Here is an 18,063-nt window from a genome sequence, read left to right as displayed (position 1 = left end):
GAGCGGCGGGTGGGCGACCCCCCGTTCGAACGCTTACGATCCTCTGCGTGTCCAAACTGACCGACGTGCCCAAACGGATCTTGATCGGGCGCGCACTGCGCAGTGACCGGCTCGGGGAAACCCTGCTGCCGAAGCGCATCGCACTCCCCGTCTTCGCATCCGACCCGCTCTCCTCCGTGGCCTACGCACCCGGGGAAGTGCTTCTGGTTCTCTCCATCGCGGGCGTGTCGGCCTACCACTTCAGCCCCTGGATCGCGCTCGCGGTCGTCGTGCTGATGTTCACGGTGGTCGCTTCCTACCGGCAGAACGTGCACGCCTACCCCAGTGGTGGCGGTGACTACGAGGTGGCCAACACCAACCTCGGCCCCAGGGCCGGCCTCACCGTCGCCAGTGCGCTGCTCGTCGACTACGTCCTCACCGTCGCCGTGTCGATCTCGTCCGGCATCGAGAACCTCGGCTCCGCCATCCCCTTCGTCGTCGAGCACAAGGTGCTGTGCGCCGTCGTCGTCATCGTGCTGCTCACGCTGATGAACCTGCGCGGAGTGAAGGAGTCCGGAAAGCTCTTCGCGATTCCGACGTACGTCTTCGTCGCGGGTGTCTTCATCATGATCGCGTGGGGCGCCTTCCGCGGGCTCGTCCTGAACGACACCATGCGCGCGCCGACCGCCGACTACCACATCAAGGCCGAGCACCAGGGGCTCGCGGGCTTCGCGCTCGTCTTCCTGCTGCTGCGCGCCTTCTCCTCCGGCTGTGCGGCGCTCACCGGCGTCGAGGCGATCTCCAACGGTGTCCCCGCCTTCCGCAAGCCCAAGTCGAAGAACGCCGCGACCACTCTCGCGGCGATGGGCCTGCTCGCCGTCACCATGTTCTGCGGCATCATCGCCCTGGCCATGTCGACCAAGGTCCGGATGGCCGAGAACCCGGCCACCGACCTGATCCACAACGGCGTTCCGATCGGCTCCGGCTACGTGCAGAACCCGGTGATCTCGCAGGTCGCCGAGGCGGTCTTCGGCAAGGGCAGCTTCCTGTTCATCGTGCTCGCGGCCGCCACCGCGCTGGTCCTGTTCCTCGCGGCCAACACCGCGTACAACGGCTTCCCGCTGCTCGGCTCGATCCTCGCCCAGGACCGCTATCTGCCGCGCCAGCTGCACACCCGCGGCGACCGCCTCGCCTTCTCGAACGGCATCGTCCTGCTCGCCGGCGCCGCCACACTCCTGGTCGTCATCTACGGCGCCGACTCGACCCGGCTGATCCAGCTCTACATCGTCGGCGTCTTCGTCTCCTTCACGCTCAGCCAGACCGGCATGGTCCGGCACTGGAACCGCCACCTGCGCACCGAGAAGGACCCGGCCAAGCGCAGCCACATGATCCGCTCCCGCGCGATCAACACCTTCGGCGCCTTCTTCACCGGCCTGGTGCTGGTTGTCGTCCTCGTCACCAAGTTCACCCACGGCGCCTGGGTGGCCCTGCTCGGCATGGTGATCTTCTACGCGACGATGAGCGCGATCCGGAAGCACTACGACCGGGTCTCCGAGGAGCTCGCCGCCCCCGAGGAGCCCTCCGACGACAGCGTCCGCCCCTCCCGCGTCCACTCGGTGGTCCTGATCTCCAAGATCCACCGCCCGGCCCTGCGCGCCCTCGCCTACGCCAAACTGATGCGCTCCCACACCCTCGAAGCGCTCAGCGTCAACGTCGACCCGGCCGAGACCAAGGCGCTGCGCGAGGAGTGGGAACGGCGCGGCATCGACGTACCGCTGAAGGTCCTCGACTCGCCGTACCGCGAGATCACGCGGCCGATCATCGAGTACGTCAAGGGCCTGCGCAAGGAGTCCCCGCGCGACGCGGTCTCCGTGATCATCCCCGAGTACGTGGTCGGCCACTGGTACGAGCACCTGCTGCACAACCAGAGCGCGCTGCGACTCAAGGGCCGGCTGCTGTTCACGCCCGGTGTGATGGTGACTTCCGTGCCCTACCAGCTGGAGTCCTCGGAGGTGGCGCGGAACCGGGCCCGCAAGCGGCAGGACTGGAACGCGCCGGGTGCGGTGCGCCGGGGTCCGGCGGAGGAACGCCCGAAGGAGTCCTCGAACACCAAGGGCTGACGGCCTTGCGACCGCAGGGGCTGACGGCTTTGTGGTGAGCGGCCGGGCAACGTCCACGTAGACTGGTGGGCTGTTGTCCGGCCGTTCGCGGTTCCGCGACCCCTTCCTCATCCCCTTTCGCATCTGGAGTCACCCCGCCATGCAGGCAGAACCGAAGAAGTCGCTGGTGGGGGAGGAGTACGAGGTCGAGATCGGCCCCGTGGCCCATGGCGGGCACTGCATCGCCCGTACGGCCGAGGGCCAGGTCCTCTTCGTCCGGCACGCCCTGCCCGGCGAGCGCGTCGTCGCGCGTGTCACGGAGGGCGAGGAGGACGCGCGCTTCCTGCGCGCGGACGCGGTGACGATCCTCTCGGCGTCCAAGGACCGCGTCGAAGCCCCCTGCCCCTACGCCGGCCCCGGCCGCTGCGGCGGCTGCGACTGGCAGCACGCCAAGCCGGGCGCGCAGCGCCGCCTCAAGGGGGAGGTCATCGCCGAGCAGCTGCAGCGGCTCGCGGGCCTCACGCCCGAGGAGGCGGGCTGGGACGGCACGGTGATGCCCGCCGAGGGCGACAAGCTGCCCGCCGGCGAGGTTCCGGCCTGGCGTACGCGCGTCCAGTACGCCGTGGACGCCGACGGCAACGCCGGATTGCGCCGCCACCGCTCGCACGAGGTCGAGCCGATCGAGCACTGCATGATCGCGGCGCCGGGCGTGAGCGAACTCGGCATCGAGGAGCGCGACTGGTCCGGCATGGCCTCGGTCGACGCGATCGCCGCGACCGGCTCCCAGGACCGCATGGTCATCCTGGAGCCCCGCCCCGGCGCCCGCCTGCCCCTCGTGGAACTCGACAAGCCCGTCTCCGTGATGCGCGTCGAGGAGCACGACGGCGGCATCCACCGCGTCCACGGCCGCGCGTTCGTGCGCGAGCGGGCCGACGGCCGTACGTACCGTGTCGGCAGCGGCGGCTTCTGGCAGGTCCACCCGATGGCGGCCGACACCCTGGTCAAGGCCGTCATGCAGGGCCTGATGCCGCGCAAGGGCGAGATGGCGCTCGACCTGTACTGCGGCGTCGGCCTCTTCGCGGGCGCCCTCGCGGACCGCCTCGGCGACAAGGGCGCGGTCCTCGGCATCGAGTCCGGCAAGCGCGCGGTCGAGGACGCCCGGCACAACCTCACCGCCTTCGACCGGGTCCGCATCGAACAGGGCAAGGTCGAGTCGGTCCTCCCGCGTACCGGCATCACCGAGGTCGACCTCATCGTCCTCGACCCGCCCCGCGCCGGCGCCGGCAAGAAGACGGTCGAGCACCTCTCCTCCCTGGGCGCCCGCCGCATCGCCTACGTCGCCTGCGACCCGGCGGCGCTCGCCCGTGACCTCGGGTACTTCCGCGACGGCGGGTACAAGGTGCGGACGCTGCGGGCGTTCGATCTCTTTCCGATGACGTCGCATGTGGAGTGCGTGGCGGTTCTGGAGCCTGTTGGGAAGGGCGTCTGACCTGCGGTTTGTCGCAGGCCGCGACTCGTTCGACCTGTTTCCCGGTGAGCATGATGTGGTCTGCGTCGGATATTTTTGAGAAGGCAGGCTGACCAGGTGTTTCACTCGGTTTGCGCGATGAACCCGGGTGTCGTGTCTCGGCTTTGCGAGGCTGTCGGGAGGTTCTTCTGACGCTCATTTGACGTTGGTGCTGATGACGCGTCAGGTTTATGAAGCGGTGTCCGGTGAGTTACGTCTTCGGATCCGACGGATCGTTTTTATCGCCGGGTACTGGGGTGCCGTCAGAGCGGCGCTGCCATCTTGTCTCGGCCGAGGACACGAACGGGCCCCGCCGCTCCTGGTGGGTGCGGCGGGGCCCGGGTGGTGGTGGGGTCAGTGCAGTGCGCCGACCTCGGTTGCCGAGAGTGTCCGTGGGTAGACGTGGACGTCGGCGACGGAGCCGGGGAAGGCCAGGTAGGGGCTGGTTGCTGCTGCGCTGTTGACGCAGCCGCCGATGGTCAGGGGCATGGAGGAGTCGTACTGGGGGCTGAGGTTGGTGGCGGTCCCCATCAGGGTGCCGTTTTGGTAGAGGGCCATCGAGCCGGTGTTGGACTTTCCGGTGATGGGTGCCCGGTAGGCGGCGACGAGGTGGGTCCAGGTGCCGATGGGGCCGGTGTTGGGGTCTCCTTCTGCGGTGGGGAAGTCGGAGTTCTCGTCGTTGGTGGTGGTGGTCTGGAACATCCAGGCTTTACTGGGCTTGTCGTAGGAGAGGTAGAACGCCTGGTGTTGGGTGGTGCCCTGGCAGACAGCGGTGGTGCCGAGAGCTGAGTTGATCTTCACCCAGGCGGAGACGGTGTAGTCGCCGAGTGTGTTCACCGCGCTCTGCTTGCTCTTGAGGAAGCCGGTGTTCCCGTCGAAGGCGACACTGCCGGCCATCCCGCTCGGTGCGTCGGTGCCGTAGGTGGCGCTGCCGGAAGCGGTGAACGGGTTGAGGGCCGCGGTGTCGGTCCCGCTCGTGGCGAGCTTCCATTCGTCCTCGGGCATCCCGTTGTCCCAGCCCGTCGGCACGATCACGCTGTCTGCGCTGGCCTGGTCGCTCGGCATGGCGTACGGGTAGGTGTGGACGTCTGCCACGGAGCCGGGGAAGGCGGCGTACGGCGTGGTGGCGTCGACGCTGTTGACGCAGCCGCCGATGGTCAGGGGCATGGACGAGTCGTACTGCGGGGTGAGGTTGGTGGCGGTCCCCATCAGGGTGCCGTTCTGGTAGAGCGACATCACGCCCGTGCTGGAGTCACCGTCGACCGGGGCGGTGTAGGTGACCAGGAGATGGGCCCAGGTGCCTACGGCGCCGGTGTTGCTGTCTCCTTCTGCGGTGGGGAAGTCGGCGTCGGCGTCGTTGGTGGTGGTGGTCTGGAACATCCAGCCCTTGTTGCCGCTGTCGTAGCCGATGTAGAGGGCCTGGTGCTGGCTGGTTCCCTGGCAGATGGCGGTGGCGCCGACATCCGAGTTGATCTTCACCCAGGCGGAGATGGTGTAGTCGCCGGAGGTGTTGACGGCGGTGTGGTCGCTTTCCAGGAATCCGGTGCTGCCGTCGAAGGACGCCGCACCGGCGCCGGCGTTGACCGCGTCCGGACCGTCGGAACTGAAGGTCGCGCCGCCGAGGGTGGTGAGCGGGTTGTCTGTGTTGCTGTCGGTGCCGTCGGTGGCCAGTTCCCAGTCGTCCTCGGGGGTGTCGCTGCCGGTGGCGAGCGGGACGATCAGGTTCGGCGGGATGTCGACCACGGTGTTGGTGTCGTTGAGGTACTGGCCGGCGAGGTCGGTGTAGTAGGCGTTGGAGGGGTTGCCGCCTGAGAGGTCGGCCGCTTTCACGGTCGAGGAGGTGGCGTTGCCGTCCGTGGAGACCGCGGCGGCGAAGTTGATGACCTGGGTGGGGAAGCTGCCGAGCAGGTAGCTGTTCACCTGCTCGCGCGCGGATTCCTGGGTTGCTGTGCCCGGGTGGGCGGCGGTGAAGGGCGGGATGGTGGCGAGGTAGACGGTGATGTTGGAGTTCTGGGTGATCGGCCGGCCGGAGGCGTCGTAGGTCTGGCTGTCGTCGGTGTAGTACGAGCTCAGCTGGCTGTTGAGGGAGGCCAGTCCGTTCTCCACGATGGTGGCGCAGGTGTTGGCGTCGCTGGTGCAGTTGAGAAGGTCCGCGGCGCCGGTGGAGACGAGGACAGTGCGTACGTTGCCCTGGGCCAGCACGTTACGGTCCAGAGGGTTGAGCGCGTTGGCCGGGGTGGCGCTGTTGGTGATCTGGGGCAGCAGGTTGTTGCTCAGGCTGGTGCTGTTGGTGCCCGCGTTGAGGACGCCGTAGTCCACGGAGTTGTCCCCGTTGGTGTCGCTGACCAGGGCGTTGGTGATGGCGTCGCTGAGGTGGTGCTGGCCGTCGCCGTTTGGGGAGTTCCCGTCGCCTTTTGCGGTATCACCGTTGACGCTCTGGTCGCCGTAGAGGACCAGCGAGCCGGTGGGGGTGGATGTGGGGGTGTAGGTGGGGGTGGTGACGTCGATTCCGGCGAGGTAGGGCAGACCGGCGTAGGTGGTCTGCATGTAGTTGCTGCTGGTGGTGTCACGGGTGTGGTCGGCGGCGTCGGTGCTGGCCCACACGGGGGTCTGGGCCACGGCGTGGCCGGGCATCGTGGACACCGAGCCAGGCACATGCAGGCTGACCAGGACGGTCGCCTGCTGCGCGACCTGTAGGGCCACCGGGTTGCTGGTGACGTCGCCACCCGCCGGGATGGTGACGGAGGCAGAGGCGGCGGTACCGAAGGTCAGCCGCGTCGGGGCCGCGGCCGCGGTGGCGCCCCCCGCGGTGGTGTCCTGCGCTGCGACGGAGGTCGCGTCGAAGGTCACCGGGGTGGTGCCCATGGCGTTGGACAGGTGGATGCGTACGCCGTTGCCGTCGTCGGCACCGACACTGACATGCGCCGGGATACGGAGCGTCTGCCCCCCGTTGATGCTGGCGGTGCTGCCGCTGGACAGCTGCACCTTGGCGGTGTCCTGAACCGAGGCCCAGGTGCCGACCCAGTGCTGAGGGCTTGATCCGCCGGTGAGGGTCATCGGCCGCAGGCCGAGCCCGAGGACGTGCAGGGTGGGCTGGCCTGCCTGGACGCCGTTGGTGAACAGAGGCAGGGAGATGCTGCTGATGACCGAGCCGGGGCATTGCAGCGGGATGCTGATGGCATAGATTTTCGGGCCGGAGCTCGGGCTGGTCTGGGTGTTGTTGCTGTGGTTCTCGTGGACCAGGCTGAGCGAGGCCGCGGAGGCCGGGCCGGAGAGCCAGTCGGGCACGGTGTCCAGTTGGTAAGGCTGATCGGCTGGGTTGTTTTGGTCCACACAGTTGTTCTTGGCGTAGGTGATGGTGCCGCCGGTGCCCTTGGCGGCGCCGCCGGTGGCGAAGGCGAGGAAGACCAGGGCGTCGCCGGTGTTGACCACTCCGCTGCCCGGCAGGGTGATGGTCTGGCCGGAGGCCAGCATGTTGTCGTACGTGCCGGTGCCGAACTTCGGCAGTGTGACGGTGGCGCCGTCCACGGTGACCGTCTTGTCGCTCTGCCAGCCTGACGTGCTCGTCAGGTCGGCGGAGTTGATGCTGTTGCCGGAGCCGTCGGCGTCGGCAGGGCTGGTTGTGGTGGTGAAGGTGCTGGTGGCGGTGTTGTTCAGGCAGCTGCTGGTGTCGTTGATCGCGCAGGTCAGTGCTGGCCCGAGGCGCAGTACGTCGATGCCGGCCTGGTAGCCGGTCGAGCTGGGGTTCTTGCCGCTCAGGGTCAGGGTGAGGGTGTGTACGCCCTGTTTGAGGATGAGTAGCTGCCCGCTTGTGTCCTTGGGGATGCCGAGGTTGAGGAACTGGGTGGTGGTGTAGGCGTTGTAGGCGTCGAAGCCGCTGATCAGGGTGGACTGGGTGCTCTGGCCCGCGTCCAGGACCAGGCGGTAGATCCCGTAGTCCTTGCCCTTGGTCAGGTTCGCGCCGAAGCTCCAGGGGCCGTCCTTGGGGATGTCGAAGCTGAAGGTGGCGCTGTCACCGCTGATGACCTTTGAGGTGGTGCTCTTGTTGCCGAGCATGGCCTGGTAGCCGTCGGCGAAGTCGTAGCCGCTGAAGGCGGCCTGGCTGATCAGCTGGCCGCCGGTGCTCGTGGTCGTGGCCTTGGGCACGGCGGTGGTGGTGCCGTCGGTGTTGGTCGCGGTCCAGCCGCTGATCATCTTGTCGCCGTAGGCGTACGTCGGGGTGCTGGTCCCGGCGTAGAAGACGTAGGAGGTTTGGGAGAGGGACGTCGAGCCGGCCTGGTCCACCGCCTTCGCGTACAGGGTGTGGGATCCCGTCACGCCGGGGGCGAAGGCGGGGGAGGCGCTGCCGTTGAGGACAGAGGTCCCGGTGCCGGGACCGTTGTCGGACGTGGCGTAGTAGACCTTGCCCAACGTGATCTTCGTACCCACGGCCCAGTGGGTGACAGTGCTGCTGTACACCGTGCTGCCGAGTGTGGCGTCCAGGGAGAACAGGTAGCCGGTGATGTTGTTCGTGTGGTTGTTACCCAGGACGAAGGTGCCCTGGTCACCGTAAGCGGCGCCGATCTGCTTGGCGGGGAACTGACTGGAGGTCACCGTGGGGGAGGGCGGGGCGAGGGTGTCCACGGTGAAGGTCTGGGTCTTGGTCCAGATGCCGGAGCCGGGGCCGACCCAGTAGCCCGCCGCGTTCTGCGCGGTGGCCTTCCAGGTGTAGGTGCCATCCGGCAGCTTCGGGGTGGTCCAGTCACTGCCGTTGGTGTTGTACCGTGCGCGCTTTTTGGAGTCGAGGTTGGGGCCGAAGCCCTGGCCCACCAGGGTGCCTGAGGAGTTGTAGACGCTGTAGTCGATGCGCACCAGCTCGCTGCCGCCGGCCAGGTCGGGGTCGACCGCGCGGGCGGACAGCGTCGGGGTGTGGGTGGTGGTCATCGTCTTGCCCGAGCTGACGATGGACGGCTTGATGGCGGGGGTGCCGGTGCCGTTCTTGAGCTTGGGCCGGTAGCTGTAGGTGACCGACAGGGTCGCGCCGCCGCCGTAGGCGAGCTGCTTCCACTGGTAGGCGTCATTCATGTCGGGCGACTGCACCATCAGCGTCATGCTGCTCCAGCTACCGCCCGCCGCGCTCTGTGCCCGGGAGGTGACATCGAACTCGAGCGACGGCGGGCTGACCCAGGAGTTGGACCCCTCCTTGACCGGGCAGGTACCGGCCTCGTGGCTCTTCGGGTTGGTGCCGAGTGCGCCGGTGCGCCCCCCGGGCTCATGCCCCCAGTACAGCGAGGAGGAGTTCCATCCGGCGGGGCGGTCGGTGCCGTAGACGGCGGCCGGGGTGTCGTCACAGGAGGCGGCAGAGAGCTGCGTCACGTACAGCGAGGCGTGGCTGACCACGGCGGCTTTGATGCCGCTGGTGTTGATCTGGTAGTAGGTGCGGGCGCGCTCGCCGTTGCCGGGGGCGGTGTTGTCCCACCCCTCCCGGGCGTTGGTCGCTCCGCTGGTGGAGGTCGAGTTGTAGACGTTCCACCCGTTGTCGGAGATCCGGGCCCAGTCCAGCTGGGAGGGCCTGCCGCTCCACTCAGGGTCCACGTAGACCGGGTAGGTGGTGGTCTTGGCGGTGAGCAGGGAGGTGTCCAGGCCGAGCAGCTGCTTGCCGTGCTTGAGGGTCACATGGACCCGGGCACGGTGCTTGCCGACCTTGGCCGCCGCGGAGTGCTCGGCCCGCGCGGCCGAGACGGTCGCCGTCCGGGCACGGACCGTGCTCCCCGTCTTCTGGCCGGTGCTGTCCCACATCAGCGCCGTGTCGCTGTGGAACACCGTCTTGCCGGTGCGCTTGTCGGTGGCCTGCGCGCCGCCGTTCGCGGTGGCGGCCAGCTTGAGGTTGGCCGAGGTGGTGTTGAACGCGAGGCTTTGCAGCCGCGGATCGGCTGCGGCCTTGGGGGTCTTGACCACCAGGATCGAGGAGTAACCGGAGGCGTCCGCGGTCAGCTGGAGGTCGACCCCGGGCAGCACCTCCGGATAGGTGGCGGTGTCTTTGGAGATCACCGGTTTGGGAAGTGCGCCCGGCCAGGAGAAGCCCAGCTTGTCCGCGCCGTCGCGCATCGTGACCAGCGTGCTGGAGCCACCGCCGGAGAACGCCACGTGCGTGACGGCGGCCTTGGGCGCCCAGGCCCCGTCCGGCTGCCGCACCAGGGTCGTGTCGATCGGGACCCATTTCCCTTGCTGCTGCACACGCTGGGGCATCGAGGAGTCGGTCCGGGTGAAGGTGCCGTCCGGGTTGGCCACCACCTGGGTCCCGGTGCCGGTGAGCTGGTCGATGATCACCGGCTGGCCGGTCGCCTTCGCCTGCGCGGACGCCGACTCCGTGGGGTTGAGGCGCCTGGCGGCGGACTCGGGGCGGTCTCTCGGCGAGGTGGCCTGGTGTGAGGGGGCCGGCGCGCTGGATGCGGCGTGGGCCGGCGCCGTGGCGGCCAGCGATCCGGCGGCCAGGGCCGCGATGACGGCGGTGGCGATCGGTCTCGACGTGGGGCGTCTGGACGCGCTCACGGTTTTGCGAGAAGCGGACATCGAGGTTGGGGTCCTTCGCAGGTTCATGCGGTTCCCCCCGTGGGCCCCGCGCCGCTGTGCATTCTGTGTGGCTGGTGTGTGCGGGGTCCATCGTCAATGGATTGCCAAGTGCCCATCTGTAGCTCGTTTTTGACGCATTGGTATCAACTTGCGTTCCACTTTGGGTGATTCTTTTGTTCTTCCTGTGGAGATACTTTGCGTATTGGATCGACCTCAGGCCGTAGCGTGATCGTCCGCGGGGGGCTTGACCGATGTGTGCCTCCGTTTTGACGTGCACTCAAATCGCCGAAGTTGAGCGGAACTTGGGCGGTTCGGGGCTGGGAGGGGACGCACAGCATGGCGCGGATTTCGGGGTGGAGACGCGGTCGGGCGGCCTGGGCTGCCCGGAGGGTTCGTCGCACGGCAGTGGTGATGGCCGGTGCCTTGGTGGTGGGCCTGCTGCCCGCCGGCGTGGCCACGGCGGCCTCTCCGGCCAAGCCCCACGTGTCGGCTCCCGCCGCTCCGCACAACAAACGGGTTCCCTTGGCCCGGCCCTGGCCCAAACGGAGTTCATCTCCCAAGCGGTTCAAGCACTTCAACCCCAGCGGCCACACGAAGCTCCCCGCGCCGGGCAGCGCCGTGGTGACCTTGCCCAACGCGGCTGCCTCCGCGAGCCTGAGCGCCAAAGCGACTCAGGTACGGGCCGGAAGCCTGCCCGTCCTGCTCGGTTCTGCCGCGGGTCCGCAGCCCCGGTCAGCCGCCGTCACCGGGTCGCAGCGAGTGCGGGTGACGATGCAGGCCCAGAAAGCCGCGCGCACGGCCGGTGTCCACGGCGTGCTGTTCACGCTGCAGCGCACCAGCCCGGGGAGCGGGAAGGTCGCGCTGCGGGTGGACGACTCGTCGTTCCGCTACGCCTTCGGCGGTGACTTCGCCTCGCGCCTGCACCTGGTTCAACTGCCCGCCTGCGCGCTGACCACGCCGAAGCTGGCACGCTGTCAGGTGCAGACCGCGGTGCGCACCGCTCCCGGAACACCGCTGTCCGCGCAGGTCGTTATTCCGGGCCCGAGTGTGGCGGCGTCGGGTGCTGCCGGCTCTGCCCGGTCGGCTACGACCGCGTCCGGCGCGATGGTGGTCATGGCCGCGGCCTCGGGCACGTCGGGTTCGGCCGGTGACTATTCGGCGACCAGCTTGTCGCCGGGCGGCTCCTGGTCGACTTCAGGGAACACCGGCGCGTTCACCTACAGCTATCCGATCTCGGTGCCGCCGGCGCTCGGCGGAGCGGTGCCGAACGTTGATCTCTCCTACAGCTCCGCCAGCCAGGACGCGCGCACCGAGGGGACCAACAACCAGTCCTCGTGGCTGGGTGACGGCTGGTCCTCCACGGAGAATTACGTCGAGCGCACTTACAAGTCCTGTAGAGACGACTCGTCGTCAGGGGCGCCGAAGAACGATGGCGACCAGTGCTGGGCGGGGCAGATCCTGACCCTGTCGCTGAACGGCAGGTCCACCGACATTGTCTACGACGACTCGACCAAGACCTTCCGCCCCGCTGACGACAGCGCCACCACCAAGGTCGAGGACCTGAGCAACGGCACGAACGGCACCAAGAACGGGGAGTACTTCAAGGTCACCGAGGGCGGGGTGCAGTACTTCTTCGGCCTCAACCGCCTGCCGGGCTGGTCCAGCGGCAAGGATGAGACGAAGTCCGTGTGGACCGTGCCGGTGTACCACGCGCACAGCGGCGTGTCCGACTGCCCGGACAGCACGGACTTCGCCGCCACCGCCTGCACGCTGGGCTATCGCTTCAATCTGGACTACGCGGTGGACCTGCACGGCAACGCCACGGCCTGGTACTACGCGCCGGAGACCGGCTATTACGGCGCGGACCTGAAGGACACCGCGGTGGCCTACACCCGCGGCGGCACGCTGTCCCGCATCGACTACGGCATGACCTCATCGAGCATCTACTCCGGTACGGCGCCGGAGCAGGTCGTGTTCGACGCCTCCGCCGAACGGTGCATCGCTGGCACGCCGTCCGGCAACACCTGCGCGGACAGCCAGTTCACGGCCGCGAACGCCGCGTACTGGCCGGATGTGCCGGTCGACCTCAACTGCACCAAGGACTCCACCACCTGCACCAATCACGGCCCGAGCTTCTGGTCGCGCAAGCGCCTGACGTCGATCACCACCCAGATCCAGACGGGCGGCGTGACCCAGCAGGTCGACAAGTACACCTTCACCCAGTCCTTCCCCGACGGCGGCGACCACGCCCCCACCCTGTGGCTGGACTCCATCCAGCGCACCGGCCTGGATACTCTGGGCGGTGCGTCGGGCAGCACCTCCACACCGGCGGTGAACTTCGACCCGCCGCTGCAACTGCCCAACCGGGTCGGAACGATCCCGCAGATGCCGCTGATGTACCACGACCGCATCCAGACGGTCACCAGCGAGGCCGGTGCGCAGACGACTGTCACCTACGACCGGCCCAAATGCTCCAGCGCCCCGGCCAGTGACCCCAACGACCCCACGGACGCGGCCGCCCAGACCTTCGCCTCCACCAACACGCTGTCCTGCTTCCCCGTGTACTGGACGCCCGACGGGCAGCCGGCGCCGTGGATGGACTGGTTCTACAAGTACAAGGTCACCGCGGTCGTCACCGAAGACAAGCACAACTCCTACCAGGACGGCACCGAGCCCAAGCTGGAGACGGACTACGCCTACAAGGGCAACCCCGGCTGGCACTACGATGACAATGAGCTCGTCAAGGCCAAGAACCGCACCTGGGGACAGTTCCGGGGCTACCCCGAGGTGGACGTCACCACCGGTGACCCCAGTGTGTTCCACCTGACCAACGGCGCCAACGACTACGACCAGAAGACCCTGAGCAAGACCTACTACTTCCTGGGCATGAACGGCGACACCCTGCCCGGCGGGAAGACCCGCTCGGTGCCGGCGCTGACCAGCCAGGACGGCGCCACCTCGATCGCCGACGACAACACCCTGGCCGGACAGGTCTTCGAGACCGACACCTACACCAGCGCCACGGGCAGCCTGGACAAAGCAGTTGTCACCGTGCCCGAGATCATCGGCCCCACAGCCAGCCGGAACCGCAGCGGTGTGCCGGACCTGACGGCACAGATGGTCCGCACCGCCAAGTCGCTGACCCGACAAGCCGTGTCCAACGGTTGGCGCAAGACCGAGACCGACACCTTCTACAACACAACGCTCGGTACGTCGACGACGGGCCTGCCCGTGCAGGCCGACGACCGCGGTGAGACCACCGACAGCCACAACGTCCCCAAGTGCACCTACACCCGCTACCTCACCGGTAGTGCGGACACCGTGGTGCTGCCGGCCGAGACCATCACCACGGCCCAGGACTGCTTGAGCGCCGGTGCCACTCCCAGCGGAACCCTGATCTCCGATATCCGGACCTCCTACGACACCAACGGCTTCGCCTACGACGGTGACGGGCAGAAGAATCCCGCCCTGCCCAAGGTTGGTGACGCCACCCTCGTCCAGGAGGCATCCGCCGCCAGCGGCGCCACCGCGACTGCCTTTGTCGATCAGGCTGCCACCAGGTACGACTCCTACGGCCGCGAGACGAAGGCAACCCGGACTCCCAACTCCATCTCCCCGGACGGCAAGAGCCTCGCCCAGACCGCCTTCACCTCCTACAGCCCTGCCAGCGGCGCGCTGCCCACCAGCACTACGACTGTCACCCAGGTCACGCCCGGCGTGGACTGCTCCACGGTCACCGCCTCATCCATGGACTGCCAGCTCGCCGGCAACACCCTGGACCCGGCCCGGGCCCTGCCCACCGCCAAGACGGACGCGGCTGGCTCGCTCACCTCACTCACATACGACGCGCTCGGCCGCATGACCGGGGTGTGGCTGCCCAATGAGATCAAGGCCAACGGCGCCCCTGCGAACACGACCTACACCTACAGCATGTCCCAGTCGGCACCGTCGATCGTCGTGGCCAACACACTTCTTGACAATGGCAGTTATCAGACCAACGAGACACTGTACGACGCGATGCTGCGGCCGCTGCAGGTACAGGCGACGGCGGAGAACTCCAGCACCGCGGTGTCGGACACCCAGTACGACTCGCACGGCTGGACCGTTGTCACCAACAACGCCTACAACGTCGCGGGCAGCCCCCGCAGCATCCCGGTCCCCGTCTCCCAGCTGAACATCCCCGATGTCACCGTCACCGACTACGACGGGCAGGGGCGGACCGACCTGGTCACCGAGGAACACAACGGAGTCAAGACCTGGTCCACGACCACCGCCTACACCGGGGACAAGACCACCGTCCTGCCGCCCAAGGGCGGGGTGGTCTCCTCCAAGGTCGTCAACGCACGAGGGCAGACCACCGAACTCGACCAGTACACCGCCCCGCCCACCGTGTCCGGTACTGCGGCCAACGGGTTCACCGCCACCGGCGGCACCGCCTCGGCCACCACCTACGGTTACACGGCTGCGGGCCAGCAGCACCAGATCACGGGCCCCGACAATACGGTATGGACATCTGACTACGACCTGCTGGGCCGCAAGACGTCCCAGAACGACCCGGACGCGGGCAAGAGCAGCTACGGCTACGACGACGCCGGCAACCTCGTGTCCACCACCGACGACCCCAAGCAGATCGAACTCGACTACACCTACGACCTTCTGGGCCGCAAGCTCACAGGTAGCGACAAGTCGAAGTCCAACTTCCAGTTCGCCTCCTGGCTGTACGACACGAAGCGCATCGGCTACCTGACCTCCTCGACCCGCTACGTCCAGGGCACCACTGGCGGCTACACGGTCGCCGCCACCGGCTACACCGCCCTGGGCAAGCCGACCGGCACGACGATCACCCTGCCGGCCTCCGAGGCGCCGCTGCCGTCGACCTACACGACGAAGTACACCTACACCGCCAACAACCAGCTGCTCCAGATGCAGACAGACCCGGCTATCCAGCGGCTGACGAGCGAGGGCATTAACTACGCGTACGACGCACTGGGTAATCCGACGAAAACCAGCAGCAGCGCCGGTACCTACGTCGATTCGACCGTCTACACGGACTTCGGTGCACTGTCCGTGGTCACCCAGGGCGCCTCGACCAACCCGGCCACGACCACCTACGACTACGACGCCCAGACCCTCCGGCTGACCGACCGTGTGATCAAACGGACCCAGGCGCCCGGCCCGGTAGTCGATGACACCAAATACGCCTACGACGCCTCCGGCAATCCGACCTCCATCACCGACCAGCAGTCGGAGACCGGTAACACCGTCACCGACCAGCAGTGCTACAGCTACGACGCCCTGGACCGGCTCAAGGATGCCTGGACCGGCAACAACTGCACTGTCAACCCGCCCACGGCCGGCACCCTCACCACAACGCCCGGCTCCTACTGGCAGTCCTTCAGCTACGACGCCATCGGCGACCGCCAGCAGAGCGTCGACCACGCCATCGGCAGCTCCGGCACCAACGTCACCACCACTTACGCCAACGGATGCACCGCCAACTGCAACTCCACCGGCGCCCAGCCCCACACCCTCACCGCCACCACCGGCGGCAGCAACCCCACGGCCTTCGGCTACGACGTAAACGGCAACCTGCACACCCGCACCCCCACCACCGGCCCCGGCCAGAGTCTGACCTGGGACGACGAAGGCCACCTGGCCCAGGTGGACACCAGCGGCTCCAGCCCCACGACCACCAAGTACCTGTACGACGCCGACGGCAACCAGCTCATCCGCCGCGACCCCGGCCAGACCACCCTCTTCGCCGGGGACACCCAGATCGTCGTCAACACCAGCGTCACCCCCAACGTCCTCCTCGGCGCCGTCCGCACCTACACCCACGGCGGCGCCGGGACCCCCGTGGCCGTCCGCTCCAGCCTTGCGAACGGTGGAGTGAAGTACCTCTTCAACGACCCGCACGGCACTGCGACCCTCTCGATGGACACCACCACCCAGCAGGTCGCCCGCCAGCAGTACACCCCCTATGGCCAGCCACGAGCCAGTGCCAACAGCACCACCTGGCCTGACCCCACCCGCTCCTACCTCGGCAATCCCCAGGACACCACCACCGGCTACACCGACGTCGGCGCCCGCAAGTACGACCCCACGCTCGGCCGCTTCATCAGCCTCGATCCGGTATTGGAAGCCACCAAACCGCAGGAACTGGGCGGCTACACCTACGCTGCCGACAACCCCATCACCAACAGTGACCCGACTGGCCTCGAATCGTGCTACCCGCACTCCTTCTGCTCCGGCAGTAACGGCACGTACGGGCCCTACAAGTCGCACAACGACCCTCAGTCGCCCGACTACGACGGAACCAGCTACGAGGCACCCGGAGACGAAGGCTCTCTGCCGCCGATGAAGCTGATGAAGGACTTCAACTCGGGCCATCCGGTGCCCACCATCAAGATGATGGTGGGGTACGGGACGTACCGTTCGGACCTTTCCCCGGCGAGAAATGTCGAACTGTACTACCGGGAACGGTGCACCGGTGAAGATCTTCTCTGGACCAGCTCCTGCGAGGGATTCGTCCAGTATTACCACCACTGGGCCGACATCAAGGACGTCCCGAGCAACCCTTGCGAGGCTGTAAGCCTGTGCCAGTCCCTCGGCGATCTGGCTACGGGAATGCTCGCCGAAGGAGGCTTGGCGCAGGAGGCTGCTGAGGAGGGCGTTTCCTTCTGTAGCTTCGATCCGCAGACACCGGTTCTGATGGCGGGTGGGAAGACGAAACCCATCAGCAAGATCAGACCGGGTGACCGCGTGGAGAGCGCCGACCCGGCCACTGGTAAGCACCGTGGCCCCCACGTGGTCAAGGCTCGCCTGGTTCACCACGACTACGACCTCGTCGATGTGACGATCCGCCACGCAGACGGTCACGAAGCGACGCTCCACACCACCTCGCGGCACCCCTTCTGGGACGACACCCTCCATACCTGGATCCCCGCCGGCAAACTCAAGCCCGGTCACGTCCTCAACACCGCCACCGACCACCACGTTCGCATCGACGCGGTCATCGCTCGTCCCGGCGCCGCGGACATGTATAACCTCACCGTCCAACAACTCCACACGTACTATGTGCTCGCCGGTGAAGCGCCAGTCCTGGTTCATAACTGTGATGGTGAAATCAATTGGGTCAACGAAAACGCCAATATGAGTTCAGCAGCGAGACAGTACGACGCAGGTGCGCTCGGTTCACGGCCGGGAGTGGCACCGGCCCTCCAGTACTACAAGGCTGGCGGAAACAATCTTAGTCAGATCAAGTTCGATGGGTATGACGCAGTCAACGGTGTTATGATCGATCGGAAGCTCAATGTGACCGGGTACCCAAAGACTGCCAGGCAAGCACAAAACCAGTCGCTCGCGCTGGAGCAAAATGGATTGACCGGAGTCTGGGAGGTCCCGAACGCTGCTGTGGCGAATCAGGCACGCAGGATTCTAGGGAAGCAAATGATCACGAACATTAGAGTGAGGATCGTACCTTGACCGGCGTCGATCGGGTGCTCGCGAAGGCTGTCATGGAGCTCATTATCTCAATCGAGCTGACCGATGACGATGACATCGACCCGGATGTTTCAACGACAATTATTGAGCCGGTTGGATATCTGCTCAATAATGTGCCCGACAATATCCGTAATGACCTCGTCAGGTTGTTTCGAGAGGTGGCCGAAGGCGAAGAGGTTCCGGATCGAAGGGCTATGGCTATCGAGTTCCCGGAGGCAATGGGACTCGTAGAGCCCGCCGATTAGCTAGGTTCGGCCGAGTGGCATTAATAACGCCTGTTCCTGGCTCCGGTGGTCCTGTTGCCCAACTGTCGGAGTCGCTATAGATCTGCCCGACTGTTCATTTTCGATTGAACAGCCAGGTAGCGGGAACCTGGTGTTTCGAGGTGTCAAAGGCGGTGCTTGGTTGGCTGCGCTGCCGTCA

Annotated in this window: 5 protein-coding genes; 4 read left to right on the top strand and 1 reads right to left on the bottom strand. The window is 67.0% G+C overall.

Translation table 11 applies throughout. The features are described from left to right. The first annotated feature begins 47 nt into the window (after positions 1-47). Both ACZ7M2_RS43280 and ACZ7M2_RS43275 read left to right on the top strand, forming a co-directional pair. A complete protein-coding gene (locus ACZ7M2_RS43280) occupies positions 48-2,099 on the top strand; it encodes an APC family permease (RefSeq protein ID WP_471599991.1) in 2,052 nt (683 codons plus the stop codon). Positions 2,100-2,238: 139 nt separating this feature from the next. After that, positions 2,239-3,567, top strand: coding sequence for a class I SAM-dependent RNA methyltransferase (locus tag ACZ7M2_RS43275; RefSeq protein ID WP_471599990.1), 1,329 nt, complete (start codon positions 2,239-2,241; stop codon positions 3,565-3,567). Between the two features lie 372 nt (positions 3,568-3,939). Here ACZ7M2_RS43275 and ACZ7M2_RS43270 read toward each other — a convergent pair whose 3' ends face one another. Continuing rightward, positions 3,940-10,116: a LamG-like jellyroll fold domain-containing protein gene (locus tag ACZ7M2_RS43270; RefSeq protein ID WP_471599989.1), complete on the bottom strand. Its 6,177-nt coding sequence runs from the start codon at positions 10,114-10,116 to the stop codon at positions 3,940-3,942. Positions 10,117-10,548: 432 nt separating this feature from the next. Between ACZ7M2_RS43270 and ACZ7M2_RS43265 the strand changes: the two genes are divergently transcribed. Together ACZ7M2_RS43265 and ACZ7M2_RS43260 are read left to right on the top strand one after the other, a co-directional pair. Then, entirely contained in the window at positions 10,549-17,622 is a 7,074-nt protein-coding gene (locus tag ACZ7M2_RS43265) for a polymorphic toxin-type HINT domain-containing protein (protein ID WP_471599988.1), read from the top strand. Continuing rightward, positions 17,619-17,885: a hypothetical protein gene (locus tag ACZ7M2_RS43260; protein ID WP_471599987.1), complete on the top strand. Its 267-nt coding sequence runs from the start codon at positions 17,619-17,621 to the stop codon at positions 17,883-17,885. The genes ACZ7M2_RS43265 and ACZ7M2_RS43260 overlap by 4 nt, the downstream gene beginning before the upstream one ends. Positions 17,886-18,063: the final 178 nt, after the last annotated feature.

This window comes from Streptomyces sp. NPDC111507 (genome assembly GCF_055638955.1).
Note: the sequence above shows the minus strand (reverse complement) of the source record. Positions and strands in the feature narration are given on the sequence as shown.